Consider the following 23,387-nt stretch of genomic DNA (forward strand, 5'->3'; position numbering starts at 1 on the left):
GGCAGCGTACCGCTTGCCGCCGCGTTTGGGTCTGGTTTTTTTACCGGTTTCAGGGGGTTTTGACCGAAGGCGCTGAAATGCTGGCCATGTCTTGCGGCGTCAGCCAGCGCCATCCGCCGGGTTTCAGGTCAGGCGGCAAATCCAGCGTACCAATACGTGAACGGTGCAGGCCGCCCACTTCCTCAACCCGGTTGCCCACCGCGGCGATCATGCGCTTGACCTGGTGGTACTTGCCTTCGGTAAGGGTCAGGCTCAGCTGGTTCTCACCGGTTTTTTCACATGCGGCGGCTCGCACGGGCTTGGGGTCGTCGTCCAGCACCACGCCAGCCAGCAGTTTCTGGATTTGCTTGTCGTCCACCGGATGTTTGGCGCGCACTTCATACACCTTGGGCACATGGTGCTTGGGCGAGCTCATGCGGTGGATGAACTTGCCGTCGTCCGACAGAAGCAAAAGACCCGTCGTGTCCTGGTCCAGCCGGCCCACCGCCTGCACGCCGGCAGCCGCGCCACCGCCGCGCTGGCGAATCGGCGCGGGCAGCAGCGTGTAAATGCTGGGGTAAGTGCTGGGCTTTTGCGAGCATTCGTAGCCGGCTGGCTTGTGCAGCATCAGGTAGGCTTTCTCGTGGTACTCCCAGGCCACGCCCTGCACCGTGAAGTGCAGGCCTTCTGCTATAAATTCCATAGCTGGTTCCGCACAAGGGACGCCAGCTACAGCCACAAAGCCCTGTTGAACCAGCCCCGCGCACACGCGCCGCGTGCCGAAGCCCTGAGAGAAAAGAATTTCTTGAAGTTGCATGCTTGCCATGGGGCTATTGTCGCCCGGTACCAGAGCGGCGGGCATGAGCAGGGAGCAGACAGGCAACCCGAAAACAGGCGCCCAATGAAAAAGCCCAACCGGTAAAGGCTGGGCTTTCGTGAAATGGTGGAGCTGGGGGGATTTGAACCCCCGTCCGCAAGCCTTGTTCGGGCAGATCTACATGTTTAGCGGTCTGATTTGAGTCTCGCCACCTGTGTCGCGCAGTCGCACGCTACACAGGACGCCAGCACCCTATTTTCTTGCCCCGGGTTAAGGTACCCAGCCCGGAGCCAGCCGATGAAATTATCTTTACAGCCGGGAGCATTTAACTTGCGCTAAACACCCCTTGCCCAGCCCATCGGCCTGCTGTTGTAAAGCTCACTGGCAATTAAGCAGCGAGTGCGAAACGTTCGTCGTTTGCAGTTAGTTTGTTTGAATCAGTTTTACGAGCACACTCAGCTCGACATGCACCACACCGCGTCCGAACCCACGTCGAAACCAATGCAGCCCCAGGAAGCCTAGTTTACGCCATTCGCAGCAAATTCAAGAGCGCGCCGGGCGCAGCGATAGTGGCATCGGCCTTCCAGCCCTCGGTATCGGCGGTTTTGCCGAGGTAGCCGTAGGCGGCGGCGACGGTGGACATGCCGGCGGCGCGGCCGGCCACGATGTCGCGTTCGTCGTCCCCGACATAGATGCAGCGCCCGGGAGCAAGCTCGAGCTGACGTGCCGCTTCCAGCAAGGGAGCCGGATGGGGTTTGGCATGCGGCGTGGTGTCGCCACTGATGATGGTTTTCGCTGTATTGAACAAAGGCATGGCCTTGGTCAGCGGAATGGTGAAGCGGGCGGACTTGTTGGTCACCACGCCCCACTTCAGCCCCATCTGGTCGATGCGCGCGATCAGATCCGCCACCCCCTCAAACACTGAGGTGTTTTCGGTCATGCGCGATTCGTAATTGCTGAAAAACTCCTCCCGGAGCTCACCAAAGCCAGGGTCTTCGGGTGCCATCCCGAAGGCCACCGCAATCATGCCGCGCGCACCCGCGCCGGCCATGGGACGGTAAAGCGCAAGGGGCAGCGATTCCAGGCCACGGTCCGTACGCATTTTGTCGGCCGCGGCGCCCAGATCAGGGGCACTGTCAATCAGGGTGCCGTCGAGGTCGAACAGCACGGCATCGGTGTCTTTGAACATGTAGCGCGAATATGGGTAAAAACGAGACTCAGCTCTTTTGCGTGGCCAGCAGGTAATTCACGCTGGTGTCCGCACTGAGCCAGTAGTGACGTGTCAGGGGGTTGTATTCCATGCCCCGGGTTTGCTCAAGCGAGAGACCGGAGGCGCGGCAGTACCCGGCCAGCTCACTGGGTTTGATCAGTTTGGCGTACTCGTGGGTGCCGCGTGGCAGCATGTTAAGTACGTATTCCGCCCCAACGATGGCAAACAGAAAGGCCTTGGCATTGCGATTGATGGTCGAAAAAAACACATACCCCCCAGGCTTGACCAGCGCGGCGCAGGCTTTGACGATGGAAGACGGGTCGGGCACGTGCTCCAGCATTTCCATGCAGGTGACAACGTCAAAACGGCCAGGCTGCTCGGCTGCCAGCGCTTCGGCGCTGATTTCACGGTATTGGACACCCTCGGTCTGTGCCTCCAGCGCGTGAAGCTGGGCGACTTTCAGCGCTTTGGTCGCCAAATCGATGCCCAGGACATCAGCGCCGCGGCGCGCCATCGAGTCGGCCAGGATGCCGCCGCCGCAGCCGACGTCGAGTACACGCAGCCCTTTGAGCGGAACCAGGCTCTCGATCCAGCCCAAACGGAGCGGATTGATCTGGTGCAAGGGGCGAAATTCACTCTCGGTGTCCCACCAGCGGTGGGCCAGGTCCGAGAATTTCGCCAGTTCGGCAGGGTCAAAGTTATCGCTAATAGACATGACGCATTATCGTTGAGGCATAAAAAAACCGCGCCGTAGCGCGGTTTTTGAAGCGATCCGAAAGGATTACTTGTTGGCGCGGGTACCAACCACTTCGATTTCCACGCGGCGATTCTTCGCGCGGCCTTCGGCGGTCTTGTTGTCAGCAACTGGCTGTTTCTCGCCCTTGCCTTCAGTGTAGACGCGGTTTTTCTCGATGCCCTTGGACACGAGATATGCCTTGACGGCTTCCGAACGGCGAACCGACAGCTTCTGGTTGTAAGCATCGCTACCCACGGAGTCGGTGTGACCCACGGCAATGATGACTTCCAGGTTGATATCCTTGATCTTGCCGACCAGGTCATCCAGCTTGGCTTTGCCTTCTGGCTTGATCACTGACTTGTTGAAGTCAAAGAAAGCATCAGCAGCGTAGGTAACTTTCGTTGCGGCTGGAGGAGGAGTCGTAGCTGCGGCAGCGGGTGCAGCAGCAGGAGCAGCGGCGGCCGGAGCAGCAGGAGCCATCGCAGGGGCAATTGCGCCATCGCAACCAGGCGCTGCGGTAGCAGGCGTCCAGTAGGCGTCACGCCAGCACAGTTCGTTGGTACCGTTTTTCCAGACCAGTTCGTTGGAACCGTTTTTCCAGTTGTCGATAGTTTGTGCACCAGCGGCGGTAACAAGCGCTGCGGAAGCAAACAACATTGCCACTTTGTTGAGTTTCTTCATGGTTCTCCTCTAGAGAAAAGCCGCAGACTGGCTGCGATTAGTAATTTACACGCCGTGAGTGACCATCACTCAAAGCGTTACATCGATTGTGCCACACCTGCCTGAACCTTCAAGCACGCTATCGGCTTCGTCTGACACAGACTTAAGATTCTTCAGCATTTGTTGCTGTCCCGCCACAGGCCATCGCTTTAAACTCCGGCCTTAAAATCAGCGGTTTCCTTCAAGATCTCGAAATCCCAACCAGGCCGCTCATGACCCAGTTCGCTAAAGAAACCCTGCCCATCAGTCTTGAAGAGGAAATGCGGCGAAGCTACCTCGATTACGCGATGAGCGTGATCGTGGGGCGGGCTCTGCCCGATGCAAGGGACGGCCTCAAGCCGGTACACCGGCGCGTGCTTTTTGCCATGCACGAACTGAACAACGACTGGAACCGCCCTTACAAAAAGTCGGCGCGTATCGTCGGCGACGTGATCGGCAAGTACCATCCGCACGGCGACCAGTCAGTCTACGACACCATTGTGCGGATGGCCCAGGATTTTTCCCTGCGCCACCTGCTGGTTGACGGTCAGGGGAATTTCGGCTCTGTCGATGGCGACAACGCCGCGGCCATGCGCTACACCGAAATCCGCCTGTCGAAAATTGCCCATGAGCTGCTCGCCGACCTTGACAAGGAAACCGTCGATTTCGGCCCCAACTACGACGGCAGCGAGCAGGAACCGCTGGTCATGCCGACACGCTTGCCGAACCTGCTGGTCAACGGGTCGGGCGGCATTGCGGTGGGGATGGCGACCAACATTCCGCCCCACAACCTCAATGAAGTGGTCGATGCATGCCTTCATATGCTGAAGAACCCGGGGGCCTCCATTGACGAATTGATGGAGATCGTGCCTGCGCCGGACTTCCCCACGGGTGGCATTATTTACGGCATCAACGGCGTCAAGGACGGCTACCGTACCGGCCGCGGCAAGGTGGTCATGCGTGCCAAGTGCCACTTCGAGGACATCGACAAAGGCCAGCGCCAGTCCATCATCGTCGACGAGCTCCCCTACCAGGTCAACAAAAAGACGCTTCAGGAGCGGATGGCCGAGCTGGTGCACGAGAAGAAAATCGAAGGCATCAGCCATATCCAGGATGAGAGCGACAAATCGGGCATGCGCTTGGTGATCGAACTCAAGCGTGGCGAAGTGCCCGAAGTGGTGCTGAACAACCTTTACAAGCAGACCCAGCTGCAGGACACCTTCGGCATCAATATGGTGGCACTGGTCAATGGCCAGCCGAAACTTTGCAACCTGAAGGACCTGATCCAGGTCTTCCTGTCGCACCGCCGTGAAGTCGTGACGCGCCGTACCGTGTTCACGCTGCGCAAGGCGCGCGAACGCGGACACGTACTGGAAGGCTTGGCAGTGGCCCTGGCCAATATTGACGACTTCATCGCCATCATCCGAAATGCTCCCACGCCTCCCGTCGCCAAGGCCGAGCTGATGCTGCGCCCCTGGGACAGCAGCCTGGTGCGCGAAATGCTGACCCGCACACGCGCCGATGGCGGCGTGGTCAACGCCGATGACTACCGCCCCGATGGCCTCGAGAAAATGTTTGGCATGGGCAACGATGGGCTGTACCGCCTCTCGGAAACACAGGCACAGGAAATCCTGCAGATGCGCCTGCAACGCCTGACTGGCCTGGAGCAGGACAAGATCGTGGCTGAGTACAAGGAAGTCATGGCTGAGATCGATGACTTGCTCGACATCCTGGCAAAACCGGAACGGGTTTCCATCATCATTGGCGAAGAACTGTCGGCCATCAAGCTGGAATTCGGCCAGACAAAGCTCGGCGCCCGCCGTAGCCAGATCGAGCACAGCTCGTTTGATCTCAGTACCGAAGACCTCATCACCCCCACCGACATGGTGGTGACACTTTCACACACCGGATATATCAAGAGCCAGCCGCTGTCGGAATACCGGGCGCAAAAACGCGGCGGCCGCGGCAAGCTGGCCACTGCCACCAAGGAAGACGACTGGGTTGACCAGCTCTTCATCGCCAACACGCACGATTACATCCTGTGCTTTTCCAACCGCGGCCGGCTCTACTGGCTCAAGGTCTGGGAAGTACCCGCCGGCTCGCGCGGCTCGCGCGGGCGTCCCATCGTCAACATGTTCCCTCTGCAGGAAGGTGAAAAAATCACCGTCGTCCTTCCTCTCACGGGCGAAAAGCGCAGCTTCCCGGCTGATCAGTACGTCTTCATGGCCACCTCGATGGGCACCGTGAAGAAAACCGCTCTGGACGAATTTAACAATCCGCGCAAAGCCGGCATCATCGCGGTCGACCTTGACGCGGGCGACTACCTGATTGGTGCGTCGCTGACTGACGGCAAGCACGACGTGATGCTGTTCAGTGACGGCGGCAAGGCCGTGCGCTTCGACGAAAACGACGTGCGCCCCATGGGCCGCAATGCGCGCGGCGTGCGCGGCATGATGCTCGAAGACGGCCAGGGCGTGATCGCCATGCTGGTTGCCGAAGACGAGCAGCAAAGTGTGCTGACAGCCACCCAGAACGGGTATGGCAAACGCACGTCCATCACCGAATACACGCGTCACGGCCGCGGCACCAAGGGCATGATCGCCATCCAGCAGAGCGAGCGCAACGGCAAGGTGGTCGCAGCCACGCTGGTTCACGTGGACGACGAGATCATGCTGATCACCGACAAGGGCGTGCTGGTCCGCACGCGCGTCAGCGAAATCCGCGAAATGGGAAGGGCTACACAGGGTGTTACGCTCATCGGCCTTGACGAAGGTTCACAATTAAGCGGCCTCCAGCGCATCGTCGAAAACGATGCCACGCTGGATGAACCCGATACTGAAACCGGTACCGGCACAGACACCCCCAACATCGAAAGTACCTGATGAAAATCTTCCTTACCGCTATCACGATCGCTGCCATGGCCTGCGGCGCCACGGCTGTTCACGCGCAGGCCGCAGATCCAAAAACAGAGCTGGCCAAAAAAGTGGTCGCGCTACAGCAAGGACCGGAGCTTGACCGGCTGGTGAACCAGCTTGCGGGCACCACGGCGCAGGAACTCATTGTTAAATGGGCTCCAAAAATGGAAGAAAATGTTCCCAAAGCCAAGCAGCCAAAAGCGTCTGAAGAACTTAACGCCGAACTCAAGAAATATGTTGATGATGCGAGCAAGTTGATCAGCAAGCAGGTCAGCAAAGTCAGCGCCGAATCGCTGGTACCTGCGTATTCAGAACGGTTCACACAGGAAGAACTCCAGCAGCTTGCTGCTTTTTTTGAATCACCTGCCGTCAAGAAATACCAGGCTACGGCGCCCGATCTGGGTAATGTCTTTGTACAAAAACTGGTGGAGGCCACCCGTGCCGACGTCCTCGCACGTGCCAAGCAGTTCGACGACGTGGCGCTGAAGATCATTGGTACCGGCCCCGCGCCGGGAGCAGGCAAGCCGCCCGCCAAGAAATGACCCGTCCTTTCAATTTTTCCGCTGGCCCGGCGAACCTGCCCGAAGAGGTTTTGCGGCAGGCGGCGGGCGAAATGCTGGACTGGCACGGCAGCGGCATGAGCGTGATGGAGATGAGTCATCGTGGAAAAGAGTTCATTTCCATTTATGAAAACGCGGAGGCTGATTTTCGTGAGCTGATGGCCATTCCGGCCCACTTCAAGATCCTGTTCATGCAGGGCGGCGGACTTGCCGAAAACGCCATTGTTCCCATCAATGTCTCGGAGGGTCGTTCGGCCGATTTCGTGGTAACAGGCAGCTGGAGTGAAAAATCGCAAAAAGAGGCACGCAAGTATTGCGATGCGCAGATCGCTGCGAGCAATGCAGACAACGGGCACACGCTGCTACCACCTCCGTCCGGCTGGAAGCTGCGGTCGGACGCAAGCTACGTCCACCTGTGCACCAATGAAACCATCCACGGTGTGGAGTTTCAAAGCCTTCCAGACCTTAAGGCCTTGGGAAGCGATGCGCCACTGGTCATCGATTTTTCCTCTCATGTAGCATCGCGGCCGGTTGACTGGTCTCTCGTTGGCCTGGCATTTGGTGGTGCACAAAAAAACCTGGGGCCTGCAGGTGTCACGCTGGTGGTCATCCGGGAAGACCTGCTTGGCCGTGCGCTGGCGATTTGCCCCAGCGCCTTTGATTACAAGACCGTAGCGGACAACCAGTCCATGTACAACACGCCCCCCACGTACGCAATCTACATTGCAGGCCTTACCTTCGCGTGGCTCAAGTGCCAGCAAGAAGGCGGCGCTACCGGCATTGCCGCAATGGAAGCGCGCAACAAAACCAAGGCGCGGCTTCTGTATGACGCCATTGACGGCTCGCAGTTTTATCTCAACAAGGTCGACAAAAACTGCCGGTCCCGGATGAACGTTCCATTTTTCTTGCGCGATGAGTCACGGAACGACGCGTTTCTCTCAGGTGCCAAGGCACGGGGCTTGCTTCAGCTCAAGGGTCACAAGTCAGTGGGAGGGCTGCGCGCCAGCATTTACAACGCCATGCCACTGGCCGGTGTCCAGGCACTGGTGGAGTACATGCGAGAATTCGAACAAAAACACGCCTAGGATGAAATGTTTTTTCGCCCTCATTATGGTTCGCCTTTCCAGCAGGTTTGCAGCACCCGCCGCATGGCCGGGTGGTCTTTGACATGACCACCCATCTTGCAGATTTACGCGTACAGATTGATGCACTGGACCGAGAACTGCTCGCCCTGCTGAATCGTCGCGCCCTGGTCGCCGAGCAGGTCGGCGAAGTCAAAAAACGCGAAGGCACTCCCTTCTTTCGCCCGGATCGCGTTGCCCAGGTCATTGAGCAGATCCAGCAAGCCAATCAGGGGCCGCTCAAAAATGAGCATGTTGCGGCCGTGTGGCGTGAAATCATGTCGGCTTGCCTGGCACTGGAATCTCCGGTGCGTGTGGCATACCTCGGTCCCGCCGGCACTTTCAGCGAGCAGGCAGCACTGCAGTTTTTTGGCGCCAGCATCGAGCATGTTCCCTGTGTCAGCATCGACGAGGTTTTTCGCGCAACGGCTGCCGGCAGCGCCAGCTACGGGGTTGTGCCGGTCGAAAACTCGACCGAGGGCGTCGTGTCCCGCTCTCTCGACCTGTTCCTGAACTCCCCCCTGCACATCGTTGGCGAGATCAGCCTGATGGTGCGCCACAACCTCCTACGGCTTTCCGAGTCCCTGGAAGGTATCGAAGCCGTGTATGCACACCCCCAGGCCCTGGCCCAATGCCAGGGCTGGTTGACCACGCACCTGCCCAATGTGGAGCGCCGGGCAGCCTCCAGCAATGCGGAAGGTGCACGCCTTGCTTCCACCAACCCGGCATGGGCCGGCATTGCCAGTGACCGGGCCGCCACCCAATTTGGCCTGTATACGGCCGCCCACGCCATTCAGGACGACGCGTTTAACCGCACGCGCTTTGCCGTGGTGTGCCTGCCGCAAACACTGCCCTCCCCGCCCCTCTCCGGCAAAGACTGTGTCAGCCTGGTGGTCTCCGTACCCAACCGCCCCGGCGCCGTCCATGACATCCTGATGCCGTTGAAAGCTCACGGCGTCTCCATGACCCGCTTTGAATCGCGCCCGGCACGCTCCGGCCAGTGGGAATATTATTTTTATATCGATTTGCAAGGCCATCCGTCGCAGGACCACGTCAAGGCGGCACTGGCTGACCTGCAGCAAATGTGCGCCTTTTACAAGGTTCTCGGAACCTATCCTGTCAGCGATTAATGCACGAACTCACAAAACCCCTGGTACCACGACATGTTTGAACAATTAGGTCTCATTGGATGCGGCCTGATGGGCGGTTCTTTTGCGCTGGCTCTCAAACGCGCCGGTCTGGTCAAACGCGTGGTGGGCTATAGCAAGTCGCCTTCGACGACCGAGCGCGCACGCCAGATGGGTGTCATCGACGTAGAGGCGCCTTCCGCCTTGCTGGCAGTCTCCGGAGCTGACATTGTCCTGCTGGCGGTACCGGTTTCTGCAACCGAAGCCACCTTCAAGGCGATCCGGCATCTTGTTGGCCCAAACACCCTGATCATGGATGTCGGCTCCACCAAGCGCGACGTGGTCGATGCCGCACGGCGGGTCCTGCAGGGCAACGTCGGTTCTTTCGTTCCCTGCCATCCCATTACCGGCAAAGAGGTGTCGGGTGTCGAACACGCCGATGTCGACCTCTACAACGGAAAGCAGGTCATCCTGACCCCCATAGAGCGGACTTTCACGGTCCAGCTGCAAAAAGCCACCGACGTATGGACCGCCATGGGCTGTCATGTCCTCAAGATGTCGCCGCAGGCACATGACGCTGCGTACGCCGCAGTCAGCCATCTGCCCCACCTGATCGCCTTTGCACTGATCAATGGCATTACCGGACAGGAGCACGGGAAGGATTACATGTCCCTGGCCGGGCCCGGCTTTCGCGACTTCACACGCATTGCTGCGAGCGATCCGAAAATGTGGCGCGACATCCTGATTGCCAACCGCGAAGAGTTGCTGGCGCAGTCCAAGATCTTCCAGCAGACCCTGCAGTCCCTCGAAGTACTCATTTCGAGCAGCAACGGCGACGGCCTGGAAGCGCTCATTGAGCAAGCCAGCGAGACGCGCGCCAACTGGCGCATCTCTTCTCAAAAATCGCATAAATAAACCTGCGATTCATGTTCGACATCGAGTTCCTGGACATCCCGCCCCTCAGTGGAGCGGGAGGCACTGTCCGCCTGCCCGGATCCAAAAGCATTTCCAATCGCGTCTTGTTGCTGGCTGCCCTGAGCCACGGGGAAACCACAGTTCACGATCTCCTGGCGTCTGACGACACCGCCGTGATGCTGACAGCGCTCAGGCAGCTTGGCTGCGAAGTAAAACAAGAGGGCAGTACCGCGATAATCACCGGCCTTGGCGGCCGCAACGTTCACACACCGGTCAAGCTGTTTTTGGGCAATGCCGGTACTGCCATGCGTCCATTGACGGCCGCTCTGGCCTTGCTGGGTGGGGAATTTGAGCTGTCGGGCGTGGCCCGTATGCACGAAAGGCCTATCGGCGACCTGGTTGATGCCCTCCGGCAGCTGGGCTGCTCCATCGATTACCTGGGAAATGAAGGTTTTCCGCCCCTGCGCTTGCGTTCCGGCCAATTGAACCTGAAAGAACCCATCCGGGTACGCGGAGATGTTTCCAGCCAGTTCCTGACCGCCCTGCTGATGGCCCTGCCCATTGTGGCTGTTGACAACATCTGCATTGAGGTCGTGGGGGAGCTGATTTCACGGCCCTACATTGAAATCACGCTCAAGCTGCTCAAACGTTTCGGCATTGACGTGCAGCGCAAAGGCTGGGAGCAGTTCGTCATCCCCGCCGGCAGCCGCTACCAGTCGCCCGGAGAAATCCATGTTGAAGGCGACGCTTCCTCTGCTAGCTATTTCATAGCGCTTGGCGCAATAGCATCGGGCGCTGCAGGCCAAAATGGCATTGAAGTTTCGGGGGTCGGGGCAGACTCCATCCAGGGCGACATCCGTTTCGTGGAGGCCGCACGAATGATGGGCGCGCAAATCGACAGCACGCCCAATTCATTGCGCATCTCGCGCGGTGCGTGGCCGCTCAAGGCGATTGATCTGGATTGCAACCATATTCCCGATGCCGCGATGACGCTGGCCGTGATGGCGCTGTATGCCGAGGGGACCACCACCTTGCGCAACATTGCCAGCTGGCGCGTCAAGGAAACCGACCGCATCGCCGCGATGGCCTGCGAGTTGCAAAAGCTCGGCGCCACGGTGGAAGAAGGGGTGGACTATCTCAAAATTACCCCGCCCCTGTCCGGCGAATGGAAAACCGCGCCCATTCACACCTACGACGATCACCGCGTAGCCATGTGTTTTTCGCTGGCCGCTTTCAACCCGGCCCGGTTGCCCATCCGGATTCTTGACCCCAAATGTGTCGGCAAAACATTTCCGGATTACTTCGAGGCCCTGTTCATGGTGGCCAAAGCAGATGTCAACCATATCCCGGTGATTTGCGTCGATGGCCCCACTGCCTCGGGTAAAGGTACCCTGGCAGCTTTGACGGCACAACGACTCGGCTACCACTATCTTGACTCCGGCGCCCTGTATCGCTTGAGCGCATTTGCCGCCTTGCGTGCCGACGTTTCGCTCGACGACGGGGCGGCTGTTGCGCAAATCGCCAGTACCATGCCGGTTCGTTTTCAGGGCGACCGGATTTTCCTCGGGGCGGAAGATGTGTCAGAGGCCATCCGCTCCGAAGCTGCCGGAATGGCCGCTTCCCGGGTCTCGGCCCATCCCCAGGTTCGCGCTGCGCTGCTGACCCTGCAACACAGTTTCCGGCAGTTGCCCGGTCTGGTAGCAGACGGGCGGGACATGGGAACCGTCATTTTTCCCGATGCGCCGCTCAAAATCTACCTGACGGCCAGCGCCCGGCACCGCGCTGAACGACGGCATAAGCAGTTGATTTCAAAGGGAAATTCAGCTATAATCAGCGAGATTCAGCAAGATTTAGAGGCACGTGACGCCCGCGATTCATCGCGAAAGGCCGCCCCTTTGAAGCCTGCTGATGACGCCCGTCCCCTGGACAATTCCTATCTGTCGATTGAAAAATCGGTTGATCAGGTGATTGACTGGTGGCAAGGCACCCGGCCCTTCTGACCCCCGACGCGCACCCTGCGCTTGGTCAGCAGGTTCATTAACGTAACCCGCAGCCTTATTCAACGTCTGGCCGCAAGCAACCGCCGCAAGCAGCTATAAAAACAATAGCAATTCCGCTATTGGAACCCTGTTGTGTGGATGAGGAAAATCATGTCTGAATCTTTTGCCGATCTATTTAACGAATCGCTCCAGCGCTCTGAAATGCGCACCGGTGAAGTCATCACCGCTGAAGTCGTTCGCATCGACCACAACCACGTCGTCGTCAACGCCGGACTGAAGTCCGAGGCCTATGTGCCGCTCGAAGAATTCAAGAACGACCAGGGCGAACTCGAAGTCCAGGTCGGCGACTTTGTCTCCGTGGCCATCGACTCCGTCGAAAACGGCTATGGCGACACCCTGCTGTCCCGCGACAAGGCCAAGCGCCTGGCCTCGTGGATGAGTCTGGAAAAAGCCCTGGAATCCGGCGAATTCGTCACCGGCCAGACCAGCGGCAAGGTCAAGGGCGGTCTCACCGTCCTCGTCAACGGCATCCGCGCCTTCCTGCCCGGCTCGCTCATCGACACCCGCCCCATCAAGGACTTGTCTCCGTACGAGAACAAGACCATGGAATTCAAGGTCATCAAGCTGGACCGCAAGCGCAACAACGTCGTGTTGTCACGCCGTGCCGTGGTCGAAGCCAGCATGGGCGAAGAACGCGCCAAGCTGATGGAAACCCTGAAGGAAGGCTCCTCCGTCAAGGGCGTCGTCAAGAACATCACCGAATACGGCGCGTTCGTTGACCTGGGCGGCATCGACGGCCTGCTGCACATCACCGACATGGCATGGCGCCGCGTGCGTCACCCAAGCGAAGTGGTGACGGCTGGCCAGGAAATCGTGGCCAAGATCCTGAAGTTCGACACCGAAAAGAACCGTGTCTCGCTGGGTCTGAAACAGATGGGCGACGACCCATGGATGGGCGTGAACCGCCGCTATCCACAAGGCACGCGCCTGTTCGGCAAGATCACCAACATCGCCGACTACGGCGCATTTGTTGAACTCGAGCCAGGTATCGAAGGCCTGGTCCACGTGTCCGAAATGGATTGGACCAACAAGAATGTGGCGCCGAGCAAGCTCGTGGCACTGGGCGACGAAGTCGAAGTCATGGTCCTCGAGATCGACGAAGACAAGCGCCGTATCAGCCTGGGCATGAAGCAGTGCAAGGCCAACCCATGGCAAGAATTTGCACAGGAAACCAAGCGCGGCGACCGCGTCAAGGGCCCGATCAAGTCGATCACCGACTTCGGCGTCTTTGTGGGCCTGGCTGCCGGCATCGACGGCCTCGTGCACCTGTCCGACCTCTCGTGGAACGAACCCGGCGAAGCCGCCGTTCGCAACTACAAAAAGGGCCAGGAAGTCGAAGCGATCGTTCTGGCAGTCGACGTCGACCGCGAACGCATCTCCCTGGGTATCAAGCAGCTGGATTCCGATCCGTTCACCACGTTCGTGTCGATCAACGACAAGGGCGCGATTGTGACCGGCAAGGTCAAGACTGTTGATGCCAAGGGCGCTGAAATCGATCTCGGCGAAGACATCATCGGCTACCTCCGCGCCAGCGAAATCAGCCGTGACCGCGTCGAAGATGCGCGCAACGTGCTGAAAGAAGGCGACGAAGTGTCCGCAGTTGTGGTGAATGTGGATCGCAAGACCCGCAACATCCAACTGTCGGTCAAAGCCAAGGACAACGCTGACCAGCAGGAAGCCATGGCAACCCTGAGCCAGCAGTCTTCGCGCGAAAGCGCCGGCCTGACCAACCTTGGCGCCCTGTTGCGCGCCAAGCTGGACAACAACGAGAAGTAAGGCGACCGTGCAGCGGTGTGATACGCCCCCGGCGGATTGCATCGCTGTACAGCTACTTTATCCATGACCCGAAGCGATCTTGTCGAAGAACTGGCAGCCCGATTCAGCCAGCTGACGCACCGCGACGCCGAATATGCCGTCAAGACGATTCTTGATGCCATGAGCGACGCGTTGGTGCGCGGCCACCGGATCGAAATCAGGGGATTTGGCAGTTTTTCCATCAACCGCCGCCCGCCTCGCATGGGCCGCAATCCGCGTTCCGGTGAAAGCGTGGCCATCCCTGAAAAACGGGTGCCCCATTTCAAGCCGGGCAAGGCGTTGCGGGAAACGGTGGATGCCCGGACCCAGGAGCTCCTGGCGGTCACGGATCCGAAGTAAGGTCTTGCTGTTTTCCCCCGGTGGTCTGGCTACAATCGCGAGACCACCACGGGGGACGACCAAGTGAAATACCTCATGTGGCTGCTCAAGGCAGCCATTTTTTTTACGCTGTTTGCTTTTGCACTGAATAACCAACAAACGGTTTCGGTGAATTTTTTCTTTGGCACGATGTGGCGAGCACCTCTGGTGCTGGTTGTCCTGAGTGTCTTCGCCTGTGGGCTGGCGCTCGGTATTCTTGTCATGATGCCGCGCTGGTGGAAAAAGCGCAGATCGGCCAAATATGCCTCCTCCACCATGGGCCCCCACACCGTGACCGAAGACCCCTCCACGCTTCATCATGGAATTTGATTTCACCTGGGTCCTGCTCGGGTTTCCGATCGCCTTTACCCTGGGCTGGCTGGCTTCGCGACTGGACTTGCGGCAACTGCGCATCGAAAACCGCCAGGCACCCAAAGCCTACTTCAAGGGCCTGAATTTTCTGCTCAATGAGCAGCAGGACCAGGCCATAGACGCCTTTATAGAAGCCGTACAGAACGACCCCGACACTTCCGAGCTTCACTTCGCCCTGGGCAACCTGTTTCGCCGCCGCGGCGAATACGAACGCGCCGTGCGCGTACACGAACACCTGATGTCGCGCGGCGACCTGACGCAACCGGAACGCGACCGCGCCCAGCATGCACTGGCCCTGGATTTCCTCAAGGCCGGCCTGCTGGACCGCGCCGAGATCGCGCTGCGCAAACTGGAGGGAACACCGTTCGAGGAAGAAGCCCGGCTTGCGTTGCTGTCCATTTATGAACGCTCGCGCGATTGGCCTAACGCAACCGAAATCGCAGCCAGGCTGGGCACCTCCAGCCATGGCAGCTTCAGTGCCCGGCAGGCGCATTACCTCTGCGAGCAGGCCATTGCTTCCGCAGCGGCGGGCGACACAGGCCAGGCCCTGGAGACATTGCAGCAGGCGGTCGCCATGGCCCCGGTGTCGGCCCGGCCGCTGATTGACCTGGCCAAACTGCAACACCAGCTCGGCAGGCCACAAGATGCCCTGCGCACATTGCAGAAGCTGGAAGACCTGGCACCGCAAGGGCTTCCGCTTGCCGCCGGCCTGCTCGCCAATATCGCCCAGGCAAGCGGCCAGGAAGCCGTCGCACTGGAGTTGCTGAAGACCAGTTACGCCAACACACCGTCCATCGACGTGGTTGAAGCCATCGTCAAACTGGAAAAAGACCCCGCGTCGGCACGCCAGTGGTATGCCAGGCACATGGAACGCCAGGCGTCGCTGGTCGCCGCCGGCAAGTGGATAGAAGGGGAACAACTCCAGGATGCACATCACCACGCCCTGGTGCAGCGCTCGCTGGGTCAGGCAACCAAACCGTTGATGCGCTATCGTTGTGCCGCGTGCGGCTTTGAAGCCACGCAGCACTTCTGGCACTGCCCTGGCTGCCAGGCTTGGGACAGCTACCCGACGCGCCGAATAGAAGAATTATGAACACCCCCGTGGAGGCTTCGCCTCCTCCCCCCTTGCAGGGGGCAACAGCTGTGGCCCGGCGAAGCCGGTTCCACGCTGTTCTGGTTTGAATACAGACAGACATGACCACTACTCTCACACTATCCGCTGAACGAATCGCCAAAGCCCGTGTCCTCGTGGTGGGCGACGCCATGCTGGACCGCTACTGGTACGGCGCGGTAGACCGCATTTCACCTGAGGCACCGGTGCCCGTGGTGCGTGTCACACGCACCGAAGAGCGCATAGGCGCCGCTGCCAATGTGGCCTACAACATCGTCACGTTGGGCGCACAGGCCTCGCTGCTGACCGTGGTGGGCGACGATGAGGCCAGCCACCAATTGGAGGCGCTGGTCGCCAAAACCGGCATCGCCCCTTACTTCGGCCGCGACGCACGGCTCAAAACAACGGTCAAGCTGCGCGTCATTGGCCGCCAGCAGCAGCTGATCCGGCTCGACTTCGAGAACACGCCGGAAAACGAGGTGCTCGCCTCGCAGTCCGCCACCTTTGAAAAACTGCACACACAACACGATGCCGTGCTCTTTTCAGACTACGGCAAAGGCGGCCTCGCGCATATCGTGCTGATGATCGCCCAGGCGCGCGCTGCCGGCAAAGTGGTGCTGGTCGATCCCAAGGGGGCGGACTACGCACGCTACAAAAACGCCAGCGTCATCACGCCGAATCGCGCCGAGCTCGAGCACGTGATCGGTACCTGGAACAACGAAGCCGAGCTGCGCACCAAAGCCCATAACCTGCGCACCACACTCAATCTTGATGCCCTGCTGCTGACCCGCAGCGAGGAAGGCATGACACTGTTTGACGCCCAGGGTGAGCTGAATGTACCGGCCGTGGCACGTGAAGTGTTCGACGTCACCGGCGCCGGCGATACGGTGATCGCCACACTGGCAGCCATGGCGGCTACGGGCATGAGCCTTCGCGATGCGGTGCCCATCGCCAACCGTGCCGGTGGCATTGTGGTCGGCAAGTTTGGTACCGCAACGGTCAGTTACGACGAGCTGTTTGCCGCGCATTAAATTGCGGCTCAGGTTAAAGGATTCATCATGAAAATAGTTGTCACGGGTGCTGCAGGTTTTTGCTCCGACATAACTTGCCAAAGCAAGTTAGTCTTCTCTGAAACCTGCTGGAACGAATCATGAAAATAGTAGTTACAGGTGCTGCAGGTTTTATCGGCAGCAACATCATCAAGGGCCTCAATGCCCGCGGCATCGACGACATCATCGCGGTCGACGACCTGACCGAAGGCGACAAGTTCCGCAACCTGGCCGGCCTGCAGATCGCCGACTACGTGGACGCCGACGACTTCTACGACCTGTTCGCCGAAGGCGCCTACGGTCAGGTCGAGGCCGTGTTCCACGAAGGCGCCTGCAGCGACACGATGGAGCCCGACGGCAAATACATGATGGACAACAACTACACACTGTCGTGCGAGTTGTTCCACGCCTGCCAGGACCAGGGAACGCGCCTGCTGTACGCCTCGTCGGCCGCCACCTATGGCGGATCCGACACGTTCAGGGAATCGCCTGAATTCGAGCGGCCGCTCAACGTCTACGGCTACTCCAAGCTGCTCTTTGACCAGCGCCTGCGGCGTGAACTCGGCAACCGGTTTGAAGGCGCAGCCACCCAGGTTGCGGGCTTTCGCTACTTCAATGTCTACGGCCCCCACGAACAGCACAAGGGCCGTATGGCCAGCGTGGCCTTTCACCAGTTCAACCAGTTCCAGGCCGAAGGCAAGGTCAAGCTGTTTGGCGAATACGGCGGCTACGGCGCCGGCGGCCAGATGCGCGACTTCGTCTTCATCGACGATGTGGTGGCCGTGAACCTCTGGTTTTTTGACCATCCAGAACAATCCGGCATTTTCAATCTTGGCACCGGAAAGGCCCAGCCCTTCAACGATGTCGCGCTCGCCGTCGTGAACACCTTGCGCAAAGGGCAGGATGCTGCGGCGCTGAGCCTGGAAGATGCCGTGCGCGGCGGGCTCATCGACTACATCACCTTCCCGCCAGCCTTGGTGGGTAAATATCAAAGCTACACGCAGGCCGACCTCGGCGCCCTGCGTGCCGCTGGGTGTGACCATGTGTTTGCTGATGTGAAAGCGGGTGTAACTGCTTACATGCAGTGGCTGGGCAAGAATCGCTGAGGCTTGGGGTTCCCCAACCCAATCGCATCAGGCAGGTCAACCCCGTGTGAAACCGGGCCGTTATAAACACAGCATTCTTATTCACAGGATGCATAACGCGCTTCGCCACTCACCACTGAGGAGATTTCCATGTTCAAGAAAGTACTGGCGTTTTTCGCCGCCATGTCTCTCGTTGCAGCCTTTGCTGCGGTCGACGTCAACAAAGCCACAGAGGCCGAACTCGACGGCATCAAACACATCGGCCCCGTCACCTCCAAGCTGATCATCTCCGAGCGCAAGAAAAGCGAGTTCAAAAACTGGGATGACTTCATCACCCGCGTCAAAGGCGTGGGAGAAAAACGCGCAGCCGAGTTCTCCGCCGCAGGGCTGACCGTTGGCGGTGCCGCCTATACCGGCCCGGCCGCCGCAGATGCGAAGGCAAAAACCAAGGCCGAAGCCAAAGCGGACGCCAAAACCAGCAAGAAGGCCGACAAGCCGGTCACCGAAAAGGCCAAAGACGCAGCTATCGCCACCAAGGATGCCGTCAAGGGCGCGGCTATCGCGACCAAAGACGCCGTGGTGGAATCGGCCAAAGATGCCAAAGAGGCGGTAACGTCCAAGAAAGACGCCAAGAAAGACACCAAAAAAGAAACCAAGACCGAAGTCAAGGTTGAGGCAGCCAAGCCTGCCGCAAGCGCTGCCAAGAAGTAATTGGCCCGCACCCATAAAAAACCCGCTCATAGCGGGTTTTTTTATGTTCATTTTGAATTCCAACCCTTTAGGGTCGGGCGCAAGCAGCTATCTATTTCATAGCAATTTAAAGACCTCTACACCAGCGCAATCAGGTCCGTCACTCCCACCCCTGCACCAGCCTGCGTGACCAGTGTCGTCACTTGCCCTCTATGGTGTGTCTGGTGATTGAAAAAATGCGTGAGGGCCTTCCAGACCACGTGTTCGCGCTGCACCCCTTTGGAGTTGGCGTAGCGCATGGTCATGGCCGGGTAAGCCTCAGGCATGTCCGCAGCCCACTGCTCGATGGCGCCATCGAGCTGCTGCCGTTTGGCTTTCAGTCCGGCCCAGTCTTCGTACAGCACCATGTCCAATGTGTAGGCCTCCGGCATGTCCAGCACTTCAGCGTTCAGCGATGTAAAACGGATTCCGTTCTCGGTGCCGCACTGCGCAAAGCGCCTGAGCCAGACCTGGTCCGCCAGCACAAGATGGCCCAGCGTGTGATGGATCGAGCCGAAGAAAGCGCCGCGGTCACGCTTGCGCTCCTCGTCGGTCAGGGTTTCACAGGCGTCATACAGCCGTTCATTCATCCAGCGGTTGTACTGGGCCAGAAGCCGGTAGTTGTCGGTAAACGAAGCGGTCATACATGCTCCTGAATTGATAGCTTCTCGCGCTCGTGCTGATTGGCCCAGGGCCGGATTTCATTTGAAATTACGGCATTCCGCACCCCTAAAAGCCTGCCTGCCCCCGTCACAAGGTGTGCTGGCTCCACTGCAGATTTTCCACTGTCCTGGCGATGGCCGATCGTTGCCGTGCAAAAAAAGATAGTGCTAAACGGGAGGGAGGTCCGGTTTACGGCGCGTCCGCGATGCACAGCGTCGAGCCGTTTGCAGGTACTAAAGCCAGCCCCAAGTGTTACGGGCGGCTGAGCAGATGACTTTGCGAATGACGATCAGGCGCACGCGTGAACGGGCAGGCGCTTTACCCACCCGTCACAGCTGCGCGGTCGCTCCGCTTGGGAAGCAGGCCGGTATACACCGGCCCGTGATTGGCATCAAGCTTTCCCGAAGCCGCCGCCGCCCGGCGTATGGATTTCAAAAATATCACCGGGCTGCATCTCGGCCTGCCCGATATGGCCCAGTGTTTCAATCTGGCCTTGCGCCCGGACCACAACGTTCTGTCCAACCTGCCCCGCCTGGCCGCCAGCCATGCCGAAGGCGCCGTGTTTGCGCCCGTTCGACAGGATGCTGGCCGTCATGGCCTCCAGGAAGCGGACACGTCGCACACCGCCGTTGCCGCCCTGCCATCGGCCTGCACCGCCGGAGCCCTGGCGAATCTCATAGCTTTCCAGCCGCACCGGGAAGCGGAATTCCAGTACCTCCGGGTCGGTCAACCGCGAATTGGTCATATGCGCCTGCACCACAGAGGTTCCGTCAAAACCCGACACCAGCTTGCCCGCATCATCAAGCTTGCCGCCCGCACCCGAGCCCCCCGAAATGGTTTCGTAGTACTGGTGGCGCGCATTGCCGAAGGTGAAGTTGTTCATCGTGCACTGGCCGGCGGCCATCACACCCAGCGCGCCGTAAAGCGCATTGGTGATGCAGGTAGACGTTTCCACATTGCCCGCCACCACCGAAGCCGGGGGATTCGGGTTGAGCATGGAGCCCGGCGGGATGATGACCTTGAGCGGCTTCAGGCAGCCCGCGTTCAGCGGAATGTCGTCGTCAACCAGGGTGCGAAACACATACAGCACCGCCGCCATGCACACCGCCGTCGGCGCGTTGAAGTTATTGGTCTGCTGCGGCGATGTACCGGTGAAGTCGATCTCGGCGCTGCGTCCTTTGACGTCAACGCGAATGGAGACCTTGATCTGGGCTCCGTTGTCCAGAGGCAAGGTGAACTCGCCATTTTTGAGGCGCGTGATCACGCGGCGCACCGACTCTTCGGCGTTGTCCTGCACATGGCGCATGTAAGCCAGCACCACCTCCAGGCTGAAGGTGTCCACCATCTTGCGCAGCTCCTGCACGCCCTTTTCATTGGCGGCGATCTGCGCTTTCAGGTCGGCCATATTCTGCTGCGGGTTACGGCTGGGGTATTTGCCGCTTTTGAGCAGCGCAATCATTTCTGCCTCGCGCAGCACGCCACGTTCCACCAGCTTGACGTTGTTGATCTGCACGCCCTCTTCTTCGATCAATGTAGAGAACGGCGGCATGGAGCCCGGCGTGGTGCCGCCGATGTCGGCATGGTGGCCGCGCGAACCGACATAAAACGTCGGCTGTGTCGCCGCACCAAGGTAGACCGGTGTGATGACGGTGATGTCGGGCAGGTGCGTGCCGCCATGGTAGGGGTCGTTCAGCACATACACGTCGCCAGGCTGCATCTTTCCGGCGTTCTCGCGAATCACCGTCTTGATGCTTTCGCCCATGGAACCCAGATGTACCGGCATATGCGGCGCATTGGCAATCAGGTTGCCTTCGGTGTCAAACAGCGCGCAGCTGAAGTCCAGGCGCTCCTTGATGTTGACCGAGTAAGCGGTGTTTTGCAGCTGCAGGCCCATCTGCTCGGCAATGTTCATGAAGAGGTTGTTGAAGACCTCCAGCAGCACCGGGTCTACCGTCGTGCCCGCCGCAAACTTCACGGCGCGTTCAGCCCGGCGGTCCAGTACCAGGTGGTCCAGCGCCGTCAGCGCGGCTTCCCAGCCCGGTTCCACGACCGTGGTGGCGTTTTTCTCGGCAATGATGGCCGGCCCCGAGATGATGTCGCCCGGCCGCAGGTCTTCACGCACCACCAACGCTGCGTCATGCCACTGGCCTCCGGAATACATGCGTACGGTTTCGCGGCGCGGCACCTCGCGCGGCTCATGCGTGGCATGGCGCGGCTCAGCAGGCGCGTCGCCCGCCACCACCGACTCTACCGACACGGCCTCAACCACCAGGCCCTTGCCCTGCATCAGGAAGGCAAAGCGCTGGCGGTAAGCGGCTTCGAACCCGGACTCGATCTCGTCCAGCGTACCGAAGGGCACGATCAACGCAGAGTCGCTGCCTTCATAACGCACATGCACGCGGTGATGCGTGGTGATGCTGCCGGTGCTGACCTGCTGGCGCTGCAGCTCGGCCTCTGCCGTCGCGGCGAGCGCGTTGAGCTTGTCGGCAATTTCCGGAAGCACGGCGGCCGAGAGCTTGAGCTCCACCGCCTGCTCACGAATCACATTCTGGTCGGCCAGGCCCATGCCATAAGCGCTCAGCACACCCGCCAGCGGATGCACAAACACCTTGGTCATGCCCAGCGCATCAGCCACCAGGCAGGCGTGCTGCCCGCCCGCACCGCCAAAGCATTGCAGCGTGTAGCGTGTCACGTCATAGCCGCGCGCCACCGAAATTTTCTTGATGGCGTTGGCCATCTGCTGCACCGCGATGTTGATGAAACCTTCAGCCACCACCTCGGCACTGCGCCCGGTCTGCCCCGCCAGTTCGTTGAACTGGGCCTCTACCGCCTCGTAACTCAACGGCTCATCGGCATTGGGACCAAATACCTTCGGAAAGTAGCGCGGCTGCACCTTGCCGACCATCACGTTGGCATCGGTCACCGCCAGGCGGCCGCCGCGCCGGTAACTGGCGGGGCCTGGGTTGGCGCCTGCGCTCTGTGGACCAACCCGGAAGCGCTCGCCGTCAAATTTGAGGATGGAGCCGCCGCCCGCAGCCACGGTATGGATGCTCATCATGGGGGCGCGCATGCGCACGCCGGCCACCTGGGTTTCGAATTCGCGTTCGAATTCCCCGGCGTAATGCGACACGTCGGTGGACGTGCCGCCCATGTCAAAACCGATGACCTTGGCGTGGCCGGCAATGGCCGCGGTGCGGGCCATGCCCACAATGCCGCCGGCCGGGCCGCTGAGAATGGCGTCCTTGCCCTGGAACACATGGGCATCGGTCAGCCCGCCCGAAGACTGCATGAAGAACAGGCGCACGCCCGGCATCTCGCTGGCGACCTGCTCCACATAACGGCGCAGGATGGGCGACAGGTAGGCGTCCACCACCGTGGTGTCGCCACGGCTTACAAACTTCATCATCGGGCTGGTTTCATGCGAAGTGCTGATCTGCGTGAAACCCACCTCGGCAGCGATGCGCTTGGCGGCCTTTTCGTGCTCGGTGAAGCGGTAGCCATGCATAAAAACAATCGCAAGGCTTCGCAGCCCTTTCTGGTACTGCGCAAGCAGCTCCTTTTTTAATAGCACTTCGTCGAGCGCCTGAAGCACCTCTCCCTGTGCGCCCACACGCTCCTGGGCCTCCACCACCGCACTGTAAAGCAACTCGGGCAGCACGATGTGGCGGTCAAACAGCCGGGGGCGATTCTGGTAGGCAATGCGCAGGGCGTCCCGAAAGCCTCGTGTGGTGACCAGCAACGTCGGCTCACCCTTACGCTCCAGCAACGCATTGGTCGCCACGGTCGTTCCCATCTTCACGCAGTCCACCACGTCGGCGCGTATCGGCTCGCCCGTTTTCAGGCCCAGCAGGTGGCGGATGCCGGCGACCGCCGCATCGCGGTACTGCTCCGGGTTTTCCGACAGCAGCTTGTGCGTGACCAGCGAACCATTGGGCTTCTTGGCCACGATGTCCGTGAAGGTCCCGCCGCGGTCTATCCAGAATTGCCAACGGTCGCCGCCCGGTTTTGAAGTGGTGTCTTGCATGGTTTTTAATTTCAAAGTTAACGTGTTCTTTGCTGATCTTGAT

19 protein-coding genes and 1 other RNA gene are annotated in these 23,387 nt (G+C 59.7%); 13 read left to right on the top strand and 7 right to left on the bottom strand.

Going from position 1 to position 23,387, the window contains the following annotated elements:
* Positions 1-49: 49 nt before the first annotated feature.
* The 5 genes from AC1D1J_RS05955 to ompA all read right to left on the bottom strand — a co-directional run bounded on the left by AC1D1J_RS05955 (position 50) and on the right by ompA (position 3,423).
* A complete protein-coding gene (locus AC1D1J_RS05955) occupies positions 50-796 on the bottom strand; it encodes a pseudouridine synthase (RefSeq protein ID WP_477694477.1) in 747 nt (248 codons plus the stop codon).
* Between the two features lie 124 nt (positions 797-920).
* Positions 921-1,307: a transfer-messenger RNA gene (gene ssrA / locus AC1D1J_RS05960) on the bottom strand.
* A gap of 12 nt (positions 1,308-1,319) precedes the next feature.
* Positions 1,320-1,985, bottom strand: a complete 666-nt coding sequence (locus AC1D1J_RS05965; protein ID WP_477694133.1) for an HAD family hydrolase — start codon at positions 1,983-1,985, stop codon at positions 1,320-1,322.
* Between the two features lie 28 nt (positions 1,986-2,013).
* Positions 2,014-2,721: a bifunctional 2-polyprenyl-6-hydroxyphenol methylase/3-demethylubiquinol 3-O-methyltransferase UbiG gene (gene ubiG, locus AC1D1J_RS05970; protein ID WP_477646284.1), complete on the bottom strand. Its 708-nt coding sequence runs from the start codon at positions 2,719-2,721 to the stop codon at positions 2,014-2,016.
* A gap of 66 nt (positions 2,722-2,787) precedes the next feature.
* Positions 2,788-3,423 carry an outer membrane protein OmpA gene (gene ompA / locus AC1D1J_RS05975; protein ID WP_477694134.1) on the bottom strand — a complete coding sequence of 212 codons (636 nt, stop codon included), beginning with the start codon at positions 3,421-3,423 and terminating at the stop codon, positions 2,788-2,790.
* Positions 3,424-3,674: 251 nt separating this feature from the next.
* On the opposite strand from ompA, the gene gyrA reads away from it, so the two are divergent.
* The 13 genes from gyrA (at position 3,675) to AC1D1J_RS06040 (ending at position 18,639) form a co-directional block, all read left to right on the top strand.
* Positions 3,675-6,323, top strand: a complete 2,649-nt coding sequence (gene gyrA, locus AC1D1J_RS05980) for a DNA gyrase subunit A (protein ID WP_477646286.1) — start codon at positions 3,675-3,677, stop codon at positions 6,321-6,323.
* Positions 6,323-6,898 carry a DUF2059 domain-containing protein gene (locus tag AC1D1J_RS05985; protein ID WP_477685178.1) on the top strand — a complete coding sequence of 192 codons (576 nt, stop codon included), beginning with the start codon at positions 6,323-6,325 and terminating at the stop codon, positions 6,896-6,898. Before gyrA ends, AC1D1J_RS05985 begins: the two co-directional genes overlap by 1 nt.
* Complete coding sequence (gene serC, locus AC1D1J_RS05990) at positions 6,895-8,001, top strand: 3-phosphoserine/phosphohydroxythreonine transaminase (protein ID WP_477685177.1); 1,107 nt, start codon at positions 6,895-6,897, stop codon at positions 7,999-8,001. Before AC1D1J_RS05985 ends, serC begins: the two co-directional genes overlap by 4 nt.
* A gap of 83 nt (positions 8,002-8,084) precedes the next feature.
* Positions 8,085-9,167: a prephenate dehydratase gene (pheA, locus tag AC1D1J_RS05995; RefSeq protein ID WP_477685176.1), complete on the top strand. Its 1,083-nt coding sequence runs from the start codon at positions 8,085-8,087 to the stop codon at positions 9,165-9,167.
* Positions 9,168-9,200: 33 nt separating this feature from the next.
* Entirely contained in the window at positions 9,201-10,079 is an 879-nt protein-coding gene (locus AC1D1J_RS06000; RefSeq protein ID WP_457280056.1) for a prephenate dehydrogenase, read from the top strand.
* Between the two features lie 11 nt (positions 10,080-10,090).
* Complete coding sequence (locus tag AC1D1J_RS06005; protein ID WP_477694135.1) at positions 10,091-12,079, top strand: bifunctional 3-phosphoshikimate 1-carboxyvinyltransferase/cytidylate kinase; 1,989 nt, start codon at positions 10,091-10,093, stop codon at positions 12,077-12,079.
* Positions 12,080-12,229: 150 nt separating this feature from the next.
* Positions 12,230-13,915 carry a 30S ribosomal protein S1 gene (gene rpsA / locus AC1D1J_RS06010; protein ID WP_457280054.1) on the top strand — a complete coding sequence of 562 codons (1,686 nt, stop codon included), beginning with the start codon at positions 12,230-12,232 and terminating at the stop codon, positions 13,913-13,915.
* A 63-nt stretch (positions 13,916-13,978) separates the two neighbouring features.
* A complete protein-coding gene (locus AC1D1J_RS06015; protein WP_477667953.1) occupies positions 13,979-14,293 on the top strand; it encodes an integration host factor subunit beta in 315 nt (104 codons plus the stop codon).
* Between the two features lie 63 nt (positions 14,294-14,356).
* Complete coding sequence (locus AC1D1J_RS06020; RefSeq protein ID WP_457280053.1) at positions 14,357-14,641, top strand: LapA family protein; 285 nt, start codon at positions 14,357-14,359, stop codon at positions 14,639-14,641.
* Positions 14,631-15,776 carry a lipopolysaccharide assembly protein LapB gene (gene lapB, locus AC1D1J_RS06025; RefSeq protein WP_477694136.1) on the top strand — a complete coding sequence of 382 codons (1,146 nt, stop codon included), beginning with the start codon at positions 14,631-14,633 and terminating at the stop codon, positions 15,774-15,776. The genes AC1D1J_RS06020 and lapB overlap by 11 nt, the downstream gene beginning before the upstream one ends.
* Before the next feature lie 101 nt (positions 15,777-15,877).
* On the top strand, positions 15,878-16,825 hold the full coding sequence (gene rfaE1, locus AC1D1J_RS06030; RefSeq protein WP_477694137.1) for a D-glycero-beta-D-manno-heptose-7-phosphate kinase: 948 nt from the start codon (positions 15,878-15,880) through the stop codon (positions 16,823-16,825).
* A 119-nt stretch (positions 16,826-16,944) separates the two neighbouring features.
* Positions 16,945-17,949 carry an ADP-glyceromanno-heptose 6-epimerase gene (gene rfaD / locus AC1D1J_RS06035; protein WP_477685172.1) on the top strand — a complete coding sequence of 335 codons (1,005 nt, stop codon included), beginning with the start codon at positions 16,945-16,947 and terminating at the stop codon, positions 17,947-17,949.
* Between the two features lie 129 nt (positions 17,950-18,078).
* A complete protein-coding gene (locus tag AC1D1J_RS06040) occupies positions 18,079-18,639 on the top strand; it encodes a ComEA family DNA-binding protein (protein WP_457280049.1) in 561 nt (186 codons plus the stop codon).
* A 116-nt stretch (positions 18,640-18,755) separates the two neighbouring features.
* Here the strand turns inward: AC1D1J_RS06040 and AC1D1J_RS06045 are convergent, their stop codons facing one another.
* Together AC1D1J_RS06045 and AC1D1J_RS06050 are read right to left on the bottom strand one after the other, a co-directional pair.
* Positions 18,756-19,301 carry a DinB family protein gene (locus AC1D1J_RS06045; RefSeq protein WP_477694138.1) on the bottom strand — a complete coding sequence of 182 codons (546 nt, stop codon included), beginning with the start codon at positions 19,299-19,301 and terminating at the stop codon, positions 18,756-18,758.
* 410 nt (positions 19,302-19,711) lie between these two features.
* Positions 19,712-23,344, bottom strand: a complete 3,633-nt coding sequence (locus AC1D1J_RS06050) for a hydantoinase B/oxoprolinase family protein (protein WP_477694139.1) — start codon at positions 23,342-23,344, stop codon at positions 19,712-19,714.
* Positions 23,345-23,387 lie beyond the last annotated feature (43 nt).

The sequence above is a fragment of the Polaromonas sp. P1_F8 genome, assembly GCF_056405635.1.

Bases quoted from the DNA above. Each gene is read 5' to 3' on its own strand.
- AC1D1J_RS06000 (WP_457280056.1), top strand. From the start codon at position 9,201: ATGTTTGAACAATTAGGTCTCATTGGATGCGGCCTGATGGGCGGTTCT.
- gyrA (WP_477646286.1), top strand. From the start codon at position 3,675: ATGACCCAGTTCGCTAAAGAAACCCTGCCCATCAGTCTTGAAGAGGAA.
- rpsA (WP_457280054.1), top strand. From the start codon at position 12,230: ATGTCTGAATCTTTTGCCGATCTATTTAACGAATCGCTCCAGCGCTCT.
- AC1D1J_RS06050 (WP_477694139.1), bottom strand. From the start codon at position 23,344: ATGCAAGACACCACTTCAAAACCGGGCGGCGACCGTTGGCAATTCTGG.
- AC1D1J_RS06005 (WP_477694135.1), top strand. From the start codon at position 10,091: ATGTTCGACATCGAGTTCCTGGACATCCCGCCCCTCAGTGGAGCGGGA.
- ubiG (WP_477646284.1), bottom strand. From the start codon at position 2,721: ATGTCTATTAGCGATAACTTTGACCCTGCCGAACTGGCGAAATTCTCG.
- pheA (WP_477685176.1), top strand. From the start codon at position 8,085: ATGACCACCCATCTTGCAGATTTACGCGTACAGATTGATGCACTGGAC.
- rfaD (WP_477685172.1), top strand. From the start codon at position 16,945: ATGAAAATAGTAGTTACAGGTGCTGCAGGTTTTATCGGCAGCAACATC.
- AC1D1J_RS06015 (WP_477667953.1), top strand. From the start codon at position 13,979: ATGACCCGAAGCGATCTTGTCGAAGAACTGGCAGCCCGATTCAGCCAG.
- AC1D1J_RS06040 (WP_457280049.1), top strand. From the start codon at position 18,079: ATGTTCAAGAAAGTACTGGCGTTTTTCGCCGCCATGTCTCTCGTTGCA.
- AC1D1J_RS06045 (WP_477694138.1), bottom strand. From the start codon at position 19,301: ATGACCGCTTCGTTTACCGACAACTACCGGCTTCTGGCCCAGTACAAC.
- AC1D1J_RS05955 (WP_477694477.1), bottom strand. From the start codon at position 796: ATGCAACTTCAAGAAATTCTTTTCTCTCAGGGCTTCGGCACGCGGCGC.
- rfaE1 (WP_477694137.1), top strand. From the start codon at position 15,878: ATGACCACTACTCTCACACTATCCGCTGAACGAATCGCCAAAGCCCGT.
- lapB (WP_477694136.1), top strand. From the start codon at position 14,631: ATGGAATTTGATTTCACCTGGGTCCTGCTCGGGTTTCCGATCGCCTTT.
- ompA (WP_477694134.1), bottom strand. From the start codon at position 3,423: ATGAAGAAACTCAACAAAGTGGCAATGTTGTTTGCTTCCGCAGCGCTT.
- serC (WP_477685177.1), top strand. From the start codon at position 6,895: ATGACCCGTCCTTTCAATTTTTCCGCTGGCCCGGCGAACCTGCCCGAA.
- AC1D1J_RS05985 (WP_477685178.1), top strand. From the start codon at position 6,323: ATGAAAATCTTCCTTACCGCTATCACGATCGCTGCCATGGCCTGCGGC.
- AC1D1J_RS05965 (WP_477694133.1), bottom strand. From the start codon at position 1,985: ATGTTCAAAGACACCGATGCCGTGCTGTTCGACCTCGACGGCACCCTG.